An 18,334-nucleotide genomic window follows, 5' to 3' on the forward strand; every position below is an offset into this window, starting at 1 on the left:
GGCACCTTGTCCCTACATTAAGAATCCTAACAGGATACCGGCAGCAACAGCCGAACCGATTACACCTGCTACGTTCGGACCCATAGCGTGCATCAGCAAGTAGTTGGTTGGATCATATTCCAGACCGACAACTTGTGAGATACGTGCAGAGTCGGGAACGGCAGATACACCTGCATTACCGATCAACGGATTGATCTTATTGCCCTTCTTGAGGAAGAGGTTGAAGATCTTAACGAAGATCACACCTGATGCGGTAGCAATGATAAATGACAAAGCACCGAGGGCGAAGATCTTGATGGAGTCGAGTGTCAGGAACTCAGAAGCCTGAGTAGAAGCACCTACTGTCAAACCTAACAGGATAGTGATTGTGTCAATCAGTGGACCGCTGGCTGTGTTAGCCAGACGACGGGTTACACCACTTTCTTTCAACAGGTTACCGAAGAACAGCATACCCAACAGAGGCAGACCGGAAGGAACCAGGAAGCAGGTCAGCAACAGACCGATAATCGGGAAAATCACTTTCTCTGTATGAGAAACGGCACGTGGCGGTTTCATACGGATAACGCGTTCGTGTTTGGTGGTGAGCAGACGCATGATAGGCGGCTGTATCACCGGAACTAACGCCATATAAGAGTAGGCGGATACCGCAATGGCTCCCATTAAGTTAGGTGCCAGCTTGGACGAAAGGAAGATAGCCGTCGGACCATCTGCTCCACCGATGATACCGATAGCACCGGCCTGCATCGGGTCAAATCCCATTTCCAATGCAATCATGTATGCACCGAAGATACCAAACTGGGCGGCCGCACCGATCAGCATCAGCTTCGGATTGGAGATCAGTGCCGAGAAGTCTGTCATGGCACCGATACCTAAGAAGATGAGCGGTGGATACCAGCCGGACGTTACTCCCTGATACAATATGTTCAATACAGAACCTTCTTCATATATACCGACTTTTAGTCCGGCGTCCATATTGAAAGGTATATTACCGATCAGAATACCGAATCCGATAGGAATTAACAACATCGGCTCGAACTCTTTGGCTACAGCCAAATAGATGAAGAACAAGCCAACGAGGATCATCACGATATGACCAACTGTCGCGTTGGCAAATCCCGTGTAGGTCCAGAAGTCGGCAAGGTTATTTCCTAAAAAGTTAATAAAATCTCCCATATTATTCAATAATTACGAGGTCATTACCTTCAAGAACAGAATCTCCCTTGTTGACATTGATAGCAGTCACTTTACCGTCTTTGTCTGCATTGATATTGTTTTCCATCTTCATGGCTTCCAATATAATGATAGTCTGTCCTCTTTTCACTGTATCACCTACATTTACTTTGATGTCAAGGATAACGCCTGGTAGCGGGGACTTAACGCCTGATTTGCCTGTAGAAGGAGCAGCCGGTTTTACTACCGGTGTGGTAGGAGCAGCCGGTGAGTTAGGCATAGGACGTACTACTACCGGTTTGGGAGCAGTTTTCGGTTGTTTCTCCATTTCTACTTTGTAGTGCGTACCGTTCACTTCTACATGAGCGATATTATCTTCAATATCTCCGATGGTTACTTTGTATGAGTTACCGTTGATTTTATATTTATATTCTTTCATCGTTTTATCTTTTTAGGGAATGATTTACTTTCTGTTAGGATTTTCACGCAAGGTGTAAATCTTCGAACTCCACGGTGAATAACTGCGTTTCACACGAGTGATGGTCAGCACCGTTTCTTCTACGTCATGTACCTCATCCTGCATTTCGTGTAATGCCATTGAAATAGCAGCATAAACTTCACCCGGAGCCTGTGAAAGCTCTTTCGCTTCGACTTTATCGATGCCTTTAGCCTTCATCGCATTGCGTTTGCTCAGGTTGACAGCAACTTTACCTACCACCTTGAAGGCAATGAAGAGAAGAATCAATCCGCAGAATACTACGCTCATGGCTGAAATAGACATACCGATACCGACTGAGTCATGTTCTTCGAACTTTTCCATCTTGGCATTACTGTCAAGGGTTTTGTTGTTCGTGCTCGGGGTTACGTATTTGTCTTTGCTTCCGCCTTTTACTTCCCAGTCTGCTGCTCCGTCGCTTATGCGTGCATAAGACTGGTTGGGACCTAAAGTTCCTGCTGGTATGACAACTTGATCAAGTAGCTTTCTGCCTGAATCAAAAAGACCGACCCAATTGGCTGTTTCAGGGTTCAGTTTGAAGCTGGTATGGAAGGTACCACGATTAGGTTCGCCGTCTGCCCAAAATAACGCATGTTGGCGTGGCTTTACTAATGTAAGTATGTCACCTTTCGGGATAAAATAGGTTACTGTATCGCCCGGCTGGCTGCTTACTTTCAATAAACAAGCTGCTAAGTCTGCGCTACCGTATGATTTGTTGAATATTTCAATCCATGCACTGTGCAAGCCGTAGTCATCCTGAAAGTTGTTTTGATTGTCTATCAGGACTTCATTCAGCAATAGCTTATTGTTCGACTTTTGCTCTCCGCAGGAAGTCAATCCAATCAGCAACAGCAGAGAAAGGAATATTCCGATTTTGGTTTTGTTCATAATCGTTCTTGTTTTAATGTGAAAAGTTGGATTACAACGGAATATTACCATGTTTCTTCGCCGGGTTAGACAGTTTCTTAGTCTGCAACTGCTGCAAAGCACGGATCACGCGGAAACGTGTGTTACGCGGTTCGATGACATCATCGATGTAACCATACTTAGCTGCATTATAAGGGTTGGCAAACAGTTTTGTATATTCTGCTTCTTTTTCGGCAAGGAACTGAGCCGGATTTTCCTGGTCTTTGGCTTCACGCGCGTACAATACTTCTACTGCACCTGCACCACCCATTACAGCGATTTCAGCTGTTGGCCAAGCATAGTTCATGTCACCACGAAGTTGTTTACAACTCATCACGATGTGAGAACCACCGTAAGATTTACGCAATGTGATTGTTACTTTAGGTACAGTAGCTTCACCGTAAGCATACAGCAGTTTGGCACCATGAAGGATAACGCCATTGTATTCCTGGCCTGTTCCCGGAAGGAATCCCGGTACGTCTACCAACGACACGATAGGGATATTGAAAGCATCGCAGAAACGAACGAAACGTGCGCCTTTGCGAGATGCGTTGCTGTCGAGTACACCGGCAAGGAATTTAGGCTGATTGGCTACAATACCTACAGACTGACCGTTGAAACGGGCAAAACCGATAATGATATTCTTGGCATAGTCTTTCTGGATTTCCAGGAATTCACCGTTGTCCACGATAGCGCTGATAACCTCGTACATATCATACGGTTTGTTGGGGCTGTCGGGGATAATATCGTTCAGTGAATCTTCCAGACGGTCGATCGGATCTGTGCAATCCACATATGGAGCTTCTTCGAGGTTGTTTTGAGGAATATAGCTCAGAAGTGTGCGGATCAATGCCAGACCTTCTTCTTCTGTTTTGGCAGTGAAATGAGTAACACCCGATTTGGTAGAGTGAACGCTTGCTCCGCCGAGGTTTTCCTGGCTTACGTCTTCACCGGTTACAGTTTTCACTACTTTCGGACCTGTAAGGAACATATAAGAAGTACCTTCCATCATCAGTGTGAAGTCTGTCAGTGCCGGAGAATAAACAGCACCGCCGGCACAAGGCCCGAAGATACCGGAAATCTGCGGAATGACACCCGAAGCGAGGATATTGCGCTGGAAGATTTCTGCGTAACCTGCCAAAGCGTTAATACCTTCCTGGATACGTGCACCGCCCGAGTCATTGATACCGATACAAGGAGCACCCATCTTCATTGCCTGATCCATAATCTTACAGATCTTCAGTGACATTGTTTCCGACAGTGAACCTGCAGTAACGGTAAAGTCCTGTGCAAAAAGATATACGAGACGACCTTCGATAGTACCGCAACCGGTTACTACACCATCACCCGGATAGTGCTTTTTCTCCATGCCGAAGTTCGTGCATCTGTGCTCAACGAACATGTCCATTTCTTCGAAGCTACCTTCATCCAACAGCATGGCTATACGCTCACGCGCTGTGTATTTCCCTTTTTCATGTTGCTTCGCAATTGCTTTTTCGCCGCCTCCGATGCGTGCAACGGCACGGCGTTCAATAAGCTCTTTAATTTTTTCAAGTTGATTACTCATGAGTTCTTGTTGTTTTTTTAGAGTTTATGATTAGTGTTCGCAGAGTTCTGTCAGCACACCCAGTGTTGATTTCGGGTGAAGGAAAGCGATGTTCAGACCTTCGGCACCTTTGCGGGGAGCCTTGTCAATCAGACGGATTTCTTTGCTTTCTGCTTCTGCCAAAGCATTAGCTACGCCATCTTCTACGGCAAATGCTACGTGATGAACACCTGCACCTTTGTTTTCAATAAATTTAGCAATGGTGCTTTCGGGGCAAGTCGGCTCCAACAATTCGATTTTTGTTTCACCTACCTTTAAAAAAGCGGTTCTTACTTTTTGATCTTCTACTGTTTCGATGTTGTAACATTTCAGACCCAATACGTTTTCGTAGTAAGGAAGGGCTTCTTCGATGCTTTTTACAGCAATGCCCAGATGCTCAATGTGTGAAATCTTCATAACTATATTTTTTTATATGGTTTAATTATGTGCTTATATGGCATAAAACAGCACAAAGAAAGACATTTCTTGTCTAATAAAGAAATATTTCTGCATTTAATTATTGGGGAATAAAGCATAAAAAATGCTCCGGATGGGTGACAAAGACGGGTTTTGTAATCTTGAGATTACATTTAGACATAAAACTTGACCAGAAGATTATTCAGCCATGGCCAGCTGATACGGAACCAACGGCGGGTACTGCTTTGTTTGCCTCCGAAACGGAGTACGAAATCACGATAACCATGTTTGCGGAAGGGAAGTCCTACATCCATGAACTCCATGTGACGGAATCCCCGTTCATGGGCATCTTCAAGTGCTTTCCATACTGCCAGTATGCCGGGTGACTGCAGTGCATACGTCTTTCGCATTCCTCCTGAAAACCAGATAAAAGCATTTTCGCCGGAATAGATGCAGACGGAGCCGCCGATAATCTTTTCCTTGTATTTTACGATGAATATTTTTGCCTGTTTTCCTCTGATAAGCATGCTGTTCATGTGGCGGAAAAAGTCATTGGCAGGGAAATATCTCCGTATTCGTGAAGAATAAACTTTGTGCAGCATCCGCGAGAATTCCTTAATCTCTTCCACCGTATGGGCTTCTACTACTTTGGCTCCGTTTTTGAGTCCTTTCCGGATCTGACGGATACGTGACGGGCTGAAACGGTCTTCCGCTTTCTGCGTACTATGCAGAGAGTTACGGACACGCAGCCAGTTGACCGGAAAAAAGTCGTTCTTTCGGAAGAAACGGTAACCGAACATGGAATTATCCAGATTGCGGAATTCAATAAGAATGCAGGTGCGTGATGCTTCTTGTGTGAGATGCTCCAGCATTTCACCGAAAATTTCTTCCTCCTTCTCTTTACTTGCCGGTAGAGAAGTGTCCAGAAATTCACCTGCACCATATACCACACATTGTTTGACAAGAGAGGAGGGAAGCCACTTTTTGGTCTTGCGTATGGCGGCAAGCAGGCGTGCTACAGGTCTGCCTTCTTCTGTTGCCACTATCAGTAGCGGGGTATATCCCGGAGTCGATTCATAGATCTGAAACAACTCCTTGGAATGAAAAGTATTGGTTCCCGGTAAATCAGGAATGTCTTTTCCGCGATAATATGTTGTTAGTTTAAGTGGCATCCAAATACAAATTTACACTTTTTATTCTTCATTCAACAATAAAAAAGAGAATTTGTTGGCTTAGCCTAAAATTTGTCTTTTTATCCTTTGCATATATTTGAGGAAAAAAAGGCTTGGAAAAGCGAATTTTTGTATTATTGTCGTCCTTTGTGAGTACAGAAGTAAAATGGAAACGTCTATGTAAAAGATTATGCTAATTGTATTTTACTAAACAAAGGAAAATTAATATTAACTTTAAATTAAAACGAATGAGAGAGAATGCATTTGTTGAAGCGTGGAAGACACAGCATAGACGCGTTTCCATGATTTTAGGGCTGACTTTATTGTGTGCCCCTTCTGCCATATCTGTTTATGCAGAAAATGGTGTGAATGATATTACTGTGCAAGCCGTCATGCAGACAAAGACAGTGAAAGGAACTGTTTTAGATGAAAATGGAGAACCGTTGATCGGTGTTTCTATTGTGGTGAAAGGTACAAGTACAGGTACGATAACTGATTTTGACGGTAAGTTCTCCATTAATCTTCCGGGCGGAAGTAAAGAACTGGTTGTTTCTTATATCGGATATAAAGAACAGGCTATCATTGTGAGCGGAAATGCCCCGCTGAATATAAAGATGGTTCCGGATACACAGGCTTTGGATGAGGTAGTGGTCATCGGTTACGGTACGGTAAAGAAACGTGATTTGACAGGTGCGGTTGCTTCTGTGAAATCAGAGGATATCACCATGAATCCGGGCGTGAATCCGATGGATGCGCTGCAAGGTAAAATTGCAGGTCTGGATATCACTAATTCTTCAGGTCAGGCAGGTTCGTCACCGACAGTTCAGTTGCGTGGTACCCGCTCTTTACAGTTGGATGAGGATGGTAATATCTCTTCAGATGCATTTAAGCCGACTTATATTATCGATGGTATGCCGGGTGATATTGCTACCTTGAATCCCAATGATATTGAATCTATCGAAGTACTGAAAGATGCATCTTCTACGGCTATCTACGGTTCAAGTGGTGCGAATGGTGTTATTATCGTGACTACGAAAGGATCCAAGAGTGGAAAACCGGTCATCAATTTTAATGCTTATGCCGGAACGACTATGGGTGCCCGAGTTCCTAAGATGCGTACGGGTGACTCATACATTAATTATATAAAAGATTCTTATAAGCCTGTCGGTACTACTAATGAGGAGGAAATTTTCGGTGAAAGATACGATGCCATCAAAAACAACCAATGGGTAAACTGGGGAGATGAAGTATTACACTCAGGTTTGAAGCAGAATTATAGTATTTCCGTTGCCGGAGGTACTGAGAAGACGAAAGCCTATTTCTCGTTGAACTATACTGATGAGAAGAGTATGTATGAGAATGATGACTATAAAGTGTACTCTACCCGTGTCCGTATAGATCAGGAAATCAATAAATGGATGAATGCCGGTATTAATGTTCAGGCATCTTTCTCCAACAAGAATTCACGTAATGCCGTTTTGGAAAGAGCATTGTTTGCCACCCCGTTAGGTACTCCTTATAATGAAGATGGCTCTATTACGGAATTTCCGATTCCCGGTTCATCATCAGATCCAAATCCGTTAGCAGACGAACAAGATGGAGTATATAAGAATAATACTAAAGCAGGAAGGGCTTATGTTGACGCTTATCTTGAATGGAAACCGGTAAAAGGATTGTCTGTCAAGTCACAGCTTGGAGGCAGTTATTCTCAATCTCGTGCCGGTAAATTTATGGGAGAAGGCTCTTATAATGTGTTGAAAGGCAGTACGGTGGCATATGGCGAAGCTACCAATAAGACAGGATATAATTACAAATGGGAAAACATAGTAACTTATCACAATACATTTAATAAGGATCATGACCTGACGGTTACAGGGGTTACTTCCTGGAATTACAATCAGAGTGAAGAATATTATGTCTATGGTGAAAACCCGGCGACCAATGATATGTTGTGGTATGCATTGCAGAATGCTGATAATAAGAAACTGAACAGCAAATATCTGATGTCGAAAGGGATGGGCTTTATCGGTCGTGTCAACTACTCATACAAAGGTAAATACCTGTTCTCTGCTTCCAGTCGTTATGAAGCGGATTCCCGTTTGTCGAAAGACAATAGATGGAATTTATTCCCGGCAGTTTCTGTAGGCTGGAGAATCTCGGATGAAGCATTTATGGCTGGTACAAAAAGCTGGTTGGATAACTTGAAACTGCGTGTAGGCTATGGTGTTGCCGGAACTACTGCCGGTATTGCTGAATACAGTTCTATGGCATCTTTGGAAAATGTGACAACCTCTTTGGGAGGAATGACTGTTCCGTCAGCCAAGTTTACGGAGTATATCACTAACCGTAATCTGACATGGGAAAAGACTCATGACTTGAATATTGGTATTGACGCCAGCTTCCTCAATAATCGTATTGATCTGACGGTGGATTTGTATCGGACAAAAACAACGGATGTAATTCTTTCTCAGGCATTGCCGACATCTATTATGGGTAATTACACAGGTAGCACTACTTATAAAATGAACAAGAATGCTGCTGAAACAGAAAATCGCGGTATTGAACTTGCTCTTAATACCCGTAATATTGTGAAGAAAGATTTTACTTGGAGCTCAACAGTGACATTTACCGCCAACAAAGAAAAAATTAAATCTTTGATCGAAGGGCAGGATATGATGTTCAATGCAAAAAAGGGTGATATGGTGTTCAAAGTCGGCGAAGGAGTCGGTTCTTTCTATAGATATAAAGTGTTGGGTATCTGGCAATATAGCGAAAAGGAAACTGCTGCTTTGTTCGGATGCGAACCGGGCGATATTAAGCTGGATTTACCTAGTGTGAAGAAGGACGGAAATGGTTATTATTATATGAATCCTGAAGGAGAGCGCGTTGATATTACGGCAGAAAATCCTTATGGTGTACGTGCGGATTATGATCGTCAGGTAATAGGTCGTAATACTCCGGACTGGACATTGGGCTTTAAGAATAATTTCAGATACAAAGATTTTGATTTGTCTGTCTTCCTTTATGCACGTTGGGGGCAAATGATGAACTATGGCAGTGTGATAGGTAAATATTCGCCTAATCCGGATTACAATATTCCTACTTATTTTACTTACTATGACAAGACGATCGAAGCAGATCAGGATGTCTTGTTCTATGCTATCGATAAATCCAAGGATAGAAGTGCTTATGAAGGATATGATTCGATGTATTATGTGGATGGATCATTCTTTAAACTTAAAAACGTAACATTGGGTTATACGTTACCCGGTAAACTTACAAAACGTTTTGGTATCAGTAATCTGAGAGTTTATGCGACAATGACCAACCTGTTTACTTATTCGCCAAACAAATATGTGAAGAATTACGATCCGGAAATGAACGGAAGCATCAACTTCCCATTGTCTCGTGATTGCATATTTGGTCTTAATTTAACTTTCTAAAAAATAGCAATATGAAAAAGATATATAGTTTAGTTCTACTTGTTGCCGGTGTTTTTTCTTGGGGCTCTTGCAGTCTTGATGAAGTGAACCCCAACAACTCGGGTCAGTTCTCCGATGGTTCTTATACATTGGAAACTTATAAGGCATTCACCAACTCGTGCTATACAGCCTTGATCAACAACATCTATCAGAGTAGTGACTATCTGGTTTGTACGGAAGCGGGTACTGATATTTGGGAAGAACCCAAATCGGGCTCCAGCTATCAGCGTTATCATAGTTATAACGGTATGAAAACCGATGATAGCTATTATTATAAAGTGTGGCAATATTCTTATCTGTGTATCAACAGCTGTAATATTGTGATTGACGGAGCTGAGAATGTGACAGGGGATGAGAATGAAATCAATGAATGTGTGGCACAGGCCAGATGTCTGCGTGCTTACTATTATATGAATTTGGTGGAGCAGTTTGGAAATGTCGATTTGCAGTTGAAGGCTGCCGATAGCGAGAATATTTCTTTTGATGCTCACCGTTCTACCGTTCCCGAAATTTATGCTGCCATTATCGAAGACCTGAAGTTTGCCGTAGAGAATCTGCCCGTAAGTTTCAGTGATTACTATAGCCGCGTTACAAAGAAATCGGCGATGGGATTATTGGCACGTGCATATATTAATGGTGCCGGTTATGATCTGAAAGATACCGATGGTGTCAGCTTTCTGGAAAAAGCCTATGATACGGCGACAACCATGATTAATAATAAAGCGATTTATGAGTGGTATATGCATCCTGCTTTTGCCGATGTATTCAACGAAAATAATAATCGTAACAATGAAGAAGCTCTGTTCATTGCTGCGGGTGCCGAAAGAAATTCGGACGCTTACACCAATGGTAACTACTCACAAAGTGAAATGTTCCGTCACTTCTTACCTTCGTTGGGAACATATACGGATCTGGGTTTGGTAGACAAGACTTCAAACTTCGTTTACGGTCGTCCGAACAGTAATATCTTCCTGCCATCCAAATATCTGATGGACTGTTTTGCTGCTGATATGAACGACTCTCGTTTTCGTTATTCATTTATCTCAGCTTACTCGTCTTATTCTATACCGGCATGGGGGGCGACTTATGAATATGGAGGTTCAGCGTGTGCCAAAGAAATCACAAGCACACTTGCTACTAAATTTGGTATTCCCGCATCTAATATAGGTAAGAAAGTTTATCCTCATTTTAACTTGGAATCCAATAGTACAGCCGATGCTAATTACTGCCAGCTGGCTATCTGGAATGCAGATGGAACAGCGAAGACTACTCAGGATAAAACAGATGGTAATATTCTTCATCCTGCTATGCCTTTAGATCCGGCAGAAGCTCATCAATATGCCGTTTATTGTTCTTTGAAGACGCTGACAGAAGAGGAAAAAGCTCAATATCCGGGGTTGGTTCTTAATGTTTTCGATCTTTACGATGAGAATGGAACAGCCAGGGCTACCTATGACAAGCCTAGTGCTGCCAGTGCTTTGTGGTTATCTATTTATCCGGCTCTTTCTAAATTCAATATGCCGGGTAATAAGTTTGTCGGCAGAGACGTTCAGAGAAAAACTGTGGATGTGATGATCATGCGTATGGCGGAAGTTTACCTGATTGCTGCTGAAGCATCGGTACGCTTGAACAAGGGAGATGCTGCCAAATATATTAATGTACTCCGTACGCGTGCCGGTGCCGGTACGGTCAGTGAGTCGCAAGTGGATCTGAATTATATTTTCGATGAATATGCCCGTGAACTTTGTGGCGAATGTGGCCGCTGGTATTTGCTGAAACGTAATGCTGCTTTTGAGACTCGTTTGGCTGCTTATAATAAGCGTGCTGCTGAGCACTTTAAGAAAGAATTCTATTTGCGTCCTATTCCTACGAAATATCTGGATGCGATCAATAATCCGGCAGAATTCGGACAAAACGCCGGTTATTAATCAGTTAATTAATAATCAAGCATAATTAATAGGAGCCGGGCAGGAGATTTCTCTTGTCCGGCTCTTTGTTTCCATACCTGTATCCTGCGTAAAAGTTTAAAAAGGATTTCTGGTATATTTTCATTGTTTCCTGATACAGCTTTTTATTATTTTCTTTATTTTTGTGTGTCCAAACAAAATAGCGCTATGATAGAAGAAATGCTTGCTTATAACAGAGAGTTCGTTAAGAACGAGGGATATAAAGAATATATAACGAATAAGTATCCCGATAAAAAGATTGCTATCTTATCCTGTATGGATACACGTCTGACAGCTTTACTCCCGGCCGCACTAGGCATTAAGAACGGAGACGTTAAAATGATCAAGAATGCAGGAGGCGTCATTTCCCATCCTTTCGGTAGTGTGATTCGCAGTCTGCTTGTCGCTATCTTCGAGTTAGGTGTGGAGGAAATAATGGTGATTGCCCATTCTGATTGTGGAGCCTGCCATATGCACAGTGAAGAAATGCTTGAGAAGATGAAGGCACGGGGTATTAATGCCGATTATATTCATATGATGAGTTTTTGTGGAGTCGATTTTCATTCTTGGCTAGATGGCTTTGAAGATACGGAGAAGTCGGTAAGGGGAACGGTCGATTTTATAGTTCATCATCCTTTGATTCCGTCGGACGTGAAAGTGCACGGGTTTATCATAGACTCCACTACTGGAGAACTGACGCGAATTGTATAGGAAATCGCCCTTTCTGCCTATCAGGAACTGCATAAAACATGGTGTCACTATCGCAACAGGATAGTGTCACTATCACTGTCTCATGGTGTCACTATGTCATTGGGATACCGACACTATCCCAAATGAAAAAAATAAGGCAGCTTTTTATCGGCTGCCTTTATCTTTCTGCGGTTATATACTTTCTTTGACTCATGCACTCGTTTGTAACAAACGGGGTGTCCGTGCTCTTTGATTTCTGCCTCACGGCTGGCTTTACGATTCGCTTTGATGTAATCGTCTTGTGTAATTCGTTTTTTCATAATGAATATATTTCTCAGTGCAAAGATACAATTTCATTTCTTATTACGATCGGTTTGCGCTATCTTTGCATACATAAATCAAATGAAAACGGAAATAATATGGAAAATTTCAGTGAACTGATAAAGAATCGCCGCAGTATGCGCAAATTTACGGATGAGGAGTTAACACAGGATGAGGTTGTGGCACTGATGAAAGCTGCCTTGATGTCTCCCAGTTCCAAACGTAGTAATAGCTGGCAGTTTGTGGTAGTCGATGATAAAGAAAAGTTGAAAGAACTGTCTCACTGCAAAGAGCAGGCTTCCTCGTTCATTGCGGATGCTGCTTTGGCGATTGTTGTGATGGCCGATCCGTTGGCAAGCGATGTGTGGATTGAAGATGCTTCTATTGCTTCCATCATGATACAGTTGCAGGCGGAAGATTTGGGGCTGGGAAGCTGTTGGGTACAGGTTCGCGAACGTTTCACTGCAACCGGAATGCCGTCTGACGAGTTTGTTCATGGAATTTTGGATATTCCTTTGCAACTGCAGATTCTTTCCGTGATTGCCATCGGACATAAGGGAATGGAACGTAAGCCTTTCAACGAAGAACACCTCCAGTGGGAGAAAATTCATATTAATAAGTTCGGAGGAAAATAACGATGGGAGCTGTCAAAGCAAATAATAATAAAGATACTTATAAGGCCACTGCCGTCGCTTTTATTGTTATCGGAACTCTTTTCCTGATAAATAAACTGCTCCCCTTTGCTTCTATAGGTTTGCCTTGGGTGATGAATAAGGACAATTTGTTGTTGTATGCCTCTATCAGTTTTCTTATTTTCAAACGTGACAAGTCGGTCGGCTTTGTGCTGTTGGGACTGTGGCTGGTAATGAATATCGGTCTGGTAATGTCATTGCTCGGTTCCTTGTCCGGTTATCTGTTGCCATTGGCACTGTTGATCATCGGAATTATTTTATTTTGGGTTTCAAAACGTTAAAGAAACAATGAAAAGAAGTATTGAAGATACGCCCGTTGTGTTTCTCGGTGCCGGAAATCTGGCAACTAATCTGGCGAAAGCGCTTTACCGGAAAGGATTCCGTATCATGCAGGTGTACAGCCGAACGGAAGAATCGGCTCGTACGTTAGCCAATGAAGTGGAAGCGGAATATATCACTGATTTAAAAGGCGTATCGAATGAAGCGAGATTATATATTATTTCATTGAAAGATGCCGCTTTCGTCGAACTGTTGCCTCAGATCACTGATGGGAAGCAGCATGCGCTGCTGGTACATACGGCAGGTAGCATCCCGATGAATATTTGGGAAGGTCATGCGGAACGCTACGGAGTATTTTATCCGATGCAGACGTTCAGCAAACAACGTGAAGTTGATTTTCGGGAAGTACCTTTCTTTATTGAAGCAAAAAGACCGGAAGATGCCGAGCTGCTGAAAGCGGTTGCCGGTACGCTCTCTGATAAGGTGTACGAAGCCGATTCGGAGCAACGCAGAAGTCTTCATCTGGCAGCTGTCTTTACCTGTAACTTTACCAACCATATGTATGCTCTTGCCGCCGAATTGCTGGAAAAATATCATTTGCCATTTGATGTTATGCTTCCCCTGATTGACGAAACGGCACGCAAAGTGCATGAACTTGCTCCTCGTGATGCGCAGACCGGACCGGCTGTACGCTATGACGAGAATGTGATGAATAAGCATCTTTCTATGCTGGCAGACAGTCAGGCATTACAGGAAATTTATAAATTAATGAGTAAAAGTATCCATGAGCACCATCAATTATGATCTATCCCGCATCAAAGCACTGGCTTTTGATGTTGACGGAGTATTGAGTTCGACAACAGTCCCGTTGCATCCTTCCGGAGAACCGATGCGTACGGTGAATATTAAAGACGGTTATGCCATTCAGCTGGCAGTAAAGAAAGGACTCCATATTGCTATCATTACCGGTGGACGGACAGAAGCGGTACGTATCCGGTTTGCAGCATTGGGTGTGAAGGATCTGTATATGGGGTCTGCAGTGAAAATTCATGATTACCGTGATTTCCGCGATAAATACGGTCTGTCTGATGACGAAATTCTGTATATGGGCGATGATGTGCCTGATATAGAAGTGATGCGTGAGTGCGGGTTGCCTTGTTGTCCCAAAGATGCAGTTCCGGAAGTTAAGTCGGTTGCAAAGTATATATCTTATGCCGATGGCGGTCGTGGCTGTGGACGTGATGTGGTGGAACAAGTATTGAAAGCTCATGGCAAGTGGATGGCGGAAGATGCTTTCGGCTGGTGAGTTGTAAATCACTAAATGATAAATAAAACTATGCTTGGAAATTTAGATAAATATCAGATTATATTAGCCTCCAATTCTCCCCGCCGGAAAGAACTGATGTCAGGCTTGGGAGTGGATTATGTGGTCAGGACATTGCCGGATGTGGACGAATCATATCCAGCCGATCTGGCTGGTGCTGCGATTCCGGAATATATCTCCCGAGAAAAGGCGGATGCTTACCGGAGTATTATGCAACCGGGGGAACTGTTGATTACGGCAGATACGATTGTCTGGCTCGATGGTAAAGTGCTTGGAAAACCGGAAGGTCGGGAAGGGGCGGTTGAAATGCTCCGTTCTTTGTCCGGTAAGTCACATCAGGTGTTCACCGGTGTTTGTCTTACGACTACTGAATGGCAAAAGAGCTTTACTGCTGCATCCGATGTGGAATTTGATGTTTTGTCCGAAGAGGAAATCCGGTATTATGTGGACAAATATCAGCCTATGGATAAAGCGGGAGCGTATGGAGTGCAGGAATGGATCGGATATATAGGGGTAAAGTCTATTTCGGGCAGCTTTTATAATATAATGGGACTCCCCATACAGAAACTGTACGGGGAGCTGAAGAAGTTATAATAAATCCAGCATTAACGGGATGTCCTCTTCTTGAATACCTTGTTTGAGAAGAGCTTCCTTGTCTTTCCGAAACATCTCCAGAAAGCGTTCACGGTTTCCGTTGGCTGTGATTGACTTGCCGTACAGGGCGGCCGCTTTCTGAATGTCTCCCATTGTCCATGCGACGTGTCCGGCATTCATATAGTCGATAGCCAGTGGCTTCTGTTCAATGATTTTTTCGTAATATTTCATGGCTTGTTCGTATTTCCGGCTGATGAATGAACACCATCCGATGCCGCGCCATGCTTTTATGCAATTACTTTCGATGAAATCCAGTTTGAAAAAGTAGTTGGCAGCTTCTTCGTATTGTCCGAGTTCGGCCAGGCAACTGCCGATATGGAAAATAACATTGGTATCTTCCGGTGTAGCTTCTTCCACCTTTTTATAATAGCTCAATGCAGCCTGATAATTTCGGTTTAACCGGTAACAGATAGCCAGATGGCGGTTGTTCCAGATGTTATCCGGTTTCAGTGTATCCGCTTTCAGATAAGCATCGATCGCTTCTGCATACTTCTTGTTTTTTTGCAGAGCATATCCCAGTTTCTGATAATATTCTGCACCTCTTCCCTGAAGTGCTCCGATCGTTTCCATTTCCTCGTACACTTCTATTGCCTCATTCCAGCGTTCTTTCTTTAAATAGAAATCTGCGATCGGGAATAGGATATCTTCACTATATAATACGTTACTAAGTGCAGGAATGTGGTGTAAATCGAGTTTCTCCTTAAAGATGTCCCTAAACTCGTGGCGGCGTACACTGAGCTTGAAGAAACGGTACAGGTCATGCAGATATTGATTGCTGACGGTTCCCGGTCGCTCATTGAATTTCTTCATTGTTTCCGCACTCGACTTTTCGGACAGCTCTGCCACTTGCTGTTCACCGAGCTGGCTTAGCATCATGTCTTGCTGTGCCTTTGGCAACTGCCGGATCGTAAAGAAGAGTGAATACTTATCACTGTTACTGAAAAATCCTGATTGAAGAATTAAATCCAGCAATGTATTTTTCTCGTTACCTTCCTGTTTCAGTTGCTTGATGACATCGGATTGCTGCTTGCTGAACGGGTAAAACCAATTCTGTACTTCCCGGAAGAACGGATAACTTTTCAGTGCTGCAAATGTACTCATATATACGTCGGCTCCTTCCAGTTGCAGCTCATTCATTTCGCGCAACTTGTCTCCCAGTCCTGATTGTTCGAAAGCGTCCGCCCAATCCGGATTCTTGTCATCGTTCTCATCCTCATTCTCCTCAAAGCCGAATCTCATGTTCCGCATGGACGAAACATTCTTCAACATTTCAGGAATAATTTCCTCTCTCATTTTCTTGTCTATCTTTTCTGTTTCCTGGCATAGTAGCATTTGGCGATAGATACGTGCCACATCCTCTTTGAATGGAGGAATCTCATCCATGAGGTCGACTCTCTTGACCAGATCGTTGTAGAGTGAGAGACGGTTCCTGTAGATATGGAAAATGAAAATGACACCTACCAGTGCACGTTGACCGGCATTGACATCCGGATGGCGGTAAGCATCCAGCAACCACATGATTTTACGCAGGTCAAAACATTCCATCAGACTTAATGTGACAGCACTGATAAACAGGCACAGATCATTCACCGGAAGAAGTTCGGAGGTAAGCATGGATTGTGCATCCTCTTCCTCTTCGGGAGTCCATGCACTGTTGGTCCATGTTTGCAGAAACATATATTTAAGTGTTTCTTCATGCCGTTTCAGTACCTCGTCCATCTTTTCGTCAGACAGCAGTCCACTGACTGCCAAGTCGTCATTGAATGACTCCAGCATGTGCAGCAATTTTTTGAGTGTATATGCTGACAGACTTTCCGGTCGGGGAGTGCGGCGTACCTCATGATAATATCTTGATGAAGCATTGTCCAGCATAAGCAGGCGCGAACGGTCGGCTATTTCCCAGGTATCAGCTACGAGTTTTCTGTATACATTCCAGCGTTCTGGGTCGTTTGCGCCTTGGCGCATATACTCCAGCATATACTTGTAGGAGGTTTGCAGCTGCTCCAAGCGGGTACGTAAATCCCAGTCCGGACATTGCCAAAGCAGGGATTCCAACTGCATCAAAGCTTCTTTAAGTCTTTTTTCTTCAAGCAGAGAGCGTATATAGGTGTATTGTTCATTAATCGTTTTTTCATTCATAATGGTTCAATTATTTATAGGTAATAGAACAAAAAGGATGCCAAAAAGTTAGAATCTGACTTGCACCTGTGCTTGTATCAGATTAGAATCCTTTTGTCCGTCTCCTTTTTTATCACAAAAAGTGTATTGTGCCTGCACACGGCATCTGGGATAAAACCAGTATTGCAGTCCGGCAATGTAATTATTTTGTTTGAAATCTGCCGCTTTGTTCGGATTGAAATAATCGAAAGAGGCGATAAAGTCGAAATTTTGTAATAAACGTACGCTGCCTGTCGCATAGAATCCTTCGCTTTTTACGTTTCTGTCTTTTCCTGCAAGATATTCCGTACGGAAGTTGAATGCGGAAGTGGTAACAACCCCTCCCAGGCTCCAGCGTTTCTTGGCGTAATTTTCTCCTGTTTTGATTCCCGAATATTGGGAGTCACCTATGGCGTGTCCGGTTCCCCGAATGAAAGATCCTCCTACAGACAGCCATTTGTTAGGATACACCATCAGGTTGCCGACTACATCTTTCTGACTGTTTTTGTCTTTGGTGTTTAATCCCTGTCCGTTCATGACGGCAAATTTGTATTGCAGGAGATCATGAAATAGTTTTCCGTGAATCATCATACCGATGTCTCGTCCGGAAGTCATTCCATAACATTTGTCACTGCCGCTGACTCCTGCCAGATAACAGACTGACTGAGAATAGCAGTTGATCAGCTCTACCGTTGTGGGAGACAGTTCGTTTTCAATGGTGTAAGGAACTTTAAATTCTCCGATACGTGCTGTAAGTCCGGAGAGGATCCGGTAGTCTGTATATACTTCGAGCAGCATACCACCGTTGTAGAAATCATACATGAAATCGCATGTCCATCTGTCGGTGATTTTACCGTGTGCCATGAAGATGATCCGTTTGATGTCGAATGTATTGTCGGGATTGGCGGCATCGTCGTATGTATACCCCAGTTGTGCATAACCGGCAAGACTGATTCGTTCTTTCAGTGTATTGACTACTTGATTCAACGGCGTTTTCTCCTGTGCGGTGAGCGTATTCTGCATACTAAGCAGGGTGAACGCGA

General features: G+C 43.3%; 17 protein-coding genes. 8 read left to right on the forward strand and 9 right to left on the reverse strand.

Annotated features, from left to right (window positions below):
- Positions 1–12: 12 nt before the first annotated feature.
- The 6 genes from DW640_RS19070 to DW640_RS19095 all read right to left on the reverse strand — a co-directional run bounded on the left by DW640_RS19070 (position 13) and on the right by DW640_RS19095 (position 5,746).
- A complete protein-coding gene (locus tag DW640_RS19070; RefSeq protein WP_117578842.1) occupies positions 13–1,173 on the reverse strand; it encodes a sodium ion-translocating decarboxylase subunit beta in 1,161 nt (386 codons plus the stop codon).
- A 1-nt stretch (position 1,174) separates the two neighbouring features.
- Positions 1,175–1,609, reverse strand: coding sequence for a biotin/lipoyl-containing protein (locus tag DW640_RS19075; RefSeq protein WP_008763362.1), 435 nt, complete (start codon positions 1,607–1,609; stop codon positions 1,175–1,177).
- Between the two features lie 24 nt (positions 1,610–1,633).
- The gene (locus DW640_RS19080; protein WP_008767844.1) at positions 1,634–2,554 is read right to left on the reverse strand and encodes an OadG family transporter subunit; all 921 of its coding nucleotides are present in this window, start codon (positions 2,552–2,554) and stop codon (positions 1,634–1,636) included.
- A 31-nt stretch (positions 2,555–2,585) separates the two neighbouring features.
- Entirely contained in the window at positions 2,586–4,139 is a 1,554-nt protein-coding gene (locus DW640_RS19085; protein WP_008763364.1) for an acyl-CoA carboxylase subunit beta, read from the reverse strand.
- Positions 4,140–4,169: 30 nt separating this feature from the next.
- Positions 4,170–4,574, reverse strand: a complete 405-nt coding sequence (gene mce, locus DW640_RS19090; RefSeq protein WP_002561104.1) for a methylmalonyl-CoA epimerase — start codon at positions 4,572–4,574, stop codon at positions 4,170–4,172.
- A gap of 173 nt (positions 4,575–4,747) precedes the next feature.
- Positions 4,748–5,746 carry a GNAT family N-acetyltransferase gene (locus DW640_RS19095; protein WP_008763365.1) on the reverse strand — a complete coding sequence of 333 codons (999 nt, stop codon included), beginning with the start codon at positions 5,744–5,746 and terminating at the stop codon, positions 4,748–4,750.
- Positions 5,747–5,994: 248 nt separating this feature from the next.
- Here DW640_RS19095 and DW640_RS19100 point away from each other — a divergent pair, with 248 nt between their 5' ends.
- From DW640_RS19100 to DW640_RS19110, 3 genes are all read left to right on the forward strand, one after another.
- Complete coding sequence (locus DW640_RS19100) at positions 5,995–9,189, forward strand: TonB-dependent receptor (RefSeq protein ID WP_117578843.1); 3,195 nt, start codon at positions 5,995–5,997, stop codon at positions 9,187–9,189.
- Between the two features lie 11 nt (positions 9,190–9,200).
- Entirely contained in the window at positions 9,201–11,156 is a 1,956-nt protein-coding gene (locus DW640_RS19105; protein WP_016267003.1) for a RagB/SusD family nutrient uptake outer membrane protein, read from the forward strand.
- 186 nt (positions 11,157–11,342) lie between these two features.
- A complete protein-coding gene (locus DW640_RS19110; protein ID WP_008763367.1) occupies positions 11,343–11,885 on the forward strand; it encodes a carbonic anhydrase in 543 nt (180 codons plus the stop codon).
- A 113-nt stretch (positions 11,886–11,998) separates the two neighbouring features.
- On the opposite strand, the gene DW640_RS19115 is transcribed toward DW640_RS19110, so the two are convergent.
- Positions 11,999–12,184 carry a hypothetical protein gene (locus DW640_RS19115; protein WP_008763368.1) on the reverse strand — a complete coding sequence of 62 codons (186 nt, stop codon included), beginning with the start codon at positions 12,182–12,184 and terminating at the stop codon, positions 11,999–12,001.
- 99 nt (positions 12,185–12,283) lie between these two features.
- On the opposite strand from DW640_RS19115, the gene DW640_RS19120 reads away from it, so the two are divergent.
- The 5 genes from DW640_RS19120 to DW640_RS19140 are packed head-to-tail and all read left to right on the forward strand — an operon-like array spanning position 12,284 to position 15,074.
- Positions 12,284–12,820 carry a nitroreductase family protein gene (locus DW640_RS19120; protein WP_008767848.1) on the forward strand — a complete coding sequence of 179 codons (537 nt, stop codon included), beginning with the start codon at positions 12,284–12,286 and terminating at the stop codon, positions 12,818–12,820.
- 2 nt (positions 12,821–12,822) lie between these two features.
- Positions 12,823–13,158: a hypothetical protein gene (locus DW640_RS19125; RefSeq protein ID WP_008763370.1), complete on the forward strand. Its 336-nt coding sequence runs from the start codon at positions 12,823–12,825 to the stop codon at positions 13,156–13,158.
- Between the two features lie 7 nt (positions 13,159–13,165).
- Entirely contained in the window at positions 13,166–13,960 is a 795-nt protein-coding gene (locus DW640_RS19130; RefSeq protein WP_008763371.1) for a Rossmann-like and DUF2520 domain-containing protein, read from the forward strand.
- On the forward strand, positions 13,941–14,462 hold the full coding sequence (locus DW640_RS19135) for an HAD family hydrolase (RefSeq protein WP_008763372.1): 522 nt from the start codon (positions 13,941–13,943) through the stop codon (positions 14,460–14,462). Before DW640_RS19130 ends, DW640_RS19135 begins: the two co-directional genes overlap by 20 nt.
- Positions 14,463–14,492: 30 nt before the next feature.
- On the forward strand, positions 14,493–15,074 hold the full coding sequence (locus tag DW640_RS19140) for a Maf-like protein (protein WP_016267006.1): 582 nt from the start codon (positions 14,493–14,495) through the stop codon (positions 15,072–15,074).
- On the opposite strand, the gene DW640_RS19145 is transcribed toward DW640_RS19140, so the two are convergent.
- Together DW640_RS19145 and DW640_RS19150 are read right to left on the reverse strand one after the other, a co-directional pair.
- On the reverse strand, positions 15,069–17,273 hold the full coding sequence (locus DW640_RS19145) for a tetratricopeptide repeat protein (RefSeq protein ID WP_016267007.1): 2,205 nt from the start codon (positions 17,271–17,273) through the stop codon (positions 15,069–15,071). The genes DW640_RS19140 and DW640_RS19145 overlap by 6 nt on opposite strands.
- 48 nt (positions 17,274–17,321) lie before the next feature.
- Positions 17,322–18,314 carry a porin gene (locus DW640_RS19150; protein ID WP_164674637.1) on the reverse strand — a complete coding sequence of 331 codons (993 nt, stop codon included), beginning with the start codon at positions 18,312–18,314 and terminating at the stop codon, positions 17,322–17,324.
- Between the last annotated feature and the right edge of the window lie 20 nt (positions 18,315–18,334).

It is taken from the genome of Bacteroides sp. AM23-12 (assembly GCF_003434395.1).
Lineage (GTDB): Bacteria > Bacteroidota > Bacteroidia > Bacteroidales > Bacteroidaceae > Bacteroides > Bacteroides thetaiotaomicron.

Excerpts from the sequence above, each read along its gene's own strand:
- DW640_RS19120 (WP_008767848.1), top strand. The coding sequence starts at position 12,284 with ATGGAAAATTTCAGTGAACTGATAAAGAATCGCCGCAGTATGCGCAAA.
- DW640_RS19075 (WP_008763362.1), bottom strand. The coding sequence starts at position 1,609 with ATGAAAGAATATAAATATAAAATCAACGGTAACTCATACAAAGTAACC.
- DW640_RS19070 (WP_117578842.1), bottom strand. The coding sequence starts at position 1,173 with ATGGGAGATTTTATTAACTTTTTAGGAAATAACCTTGCCGACTTCTGG.
- DW640_RS19105 (WP_016267003.1), top strand. The coding sequence starts at position 9,201 with ATGAAAAAGATATATAGTTTAGTTCTACTTGTTGCCGGTGTTTTTTCT.
- mce (WP_002561104.1), bottom strand. The coding sequence starts at position 4,574 with ATGAAGATTTCACACATTGAGCATCTGGGCATTGCTGTAAAAAGCATC.
- DW640_RS19095 (WP_008763365.1), bottom strand. The coding sequence starts at position 5,746 with ATGCCACTTAAACTAACAACATATTATCGCGGAAAAGACATTCCTGAT.
- DW640_RS19140 (WP_016267006.1), top strand. The coding sequence starts at position 14,493 with ATGCTTGGAAATTTAGATAAATATCAGATTATATTAGCCTCCAATTCT.
- DW640_RS19135 (WP_008763372.1), top strand. The coding sequence starts at position 13,941 with ATGAGCACCATCAATTATGATCTATCCCGCATCAAAGCACTGGCTTTT.
- DW640_RS19110 (WP_008763367.1), top strand. The coding sequence starts at position 11,343 with ATGATAGAAGAAATGCTTGCTTATAACAGAGAGTTCGTTAAGAACGAG.
- DW640_RS19115 (WP_008763368.1), bottom strand. The coding sequence starts at position 12,184 with ATGAAAAAACGAATTACACAAGACGATTACATCAAAGCGAATCGTAAA.
- DW640_RS19150 (WP_164674637.1), bottom strand. The coding sequence starts at position 18,314 with ATGCAGAATACGCTCACCGCACAGGAGAAAACGCCGTTGAATCAAGTA.
- DW640_RS19080 (WP_008767844.1), bottom strand. The coding sequence starts at position 2,554 with ATGAACAAAACCAAAATCGGAATATTCCTTTCTCTGCTGTTGCTGATT.
- DW640_RS19130 (WP_008763371.1), top strand. The coding sequence starts at position 13,166 with ATGAAAAGAAGTATTGAAGATACGCCCGTTGTGTTTCTCGGTGCCGGA.
- DW640_RS19125 (WP_008763370.1), top strand. The coding sequence starts at position 12,823 with ATGGGAGCTGTCAAAGCAAATAATAATAAAGATACTTATAAGGCCACT.
- DW640_RS19085 (WP_008763364.1), bottom strand. The coding sequence starts at position 4,139 with ATGAGTAATCAACTTGAAAAAATTAAAGAGCTTATTGAACGCCGTGCC.
- DW640_RS19100 (WP_117578843.1), top strand. The coding sequence starts at position 5,995 with ATGAGAGAGAATGCATTTGTTGAAGCGTGGAAGACACAGCATAGACGC.
- DW640_RS19145 (WP_016267007.1), bottom strand. The coding sequence starts at position 17,273 with ATGAATGAAAAAACGATTAATGAACAATACACCTATATACGCTCTCTG.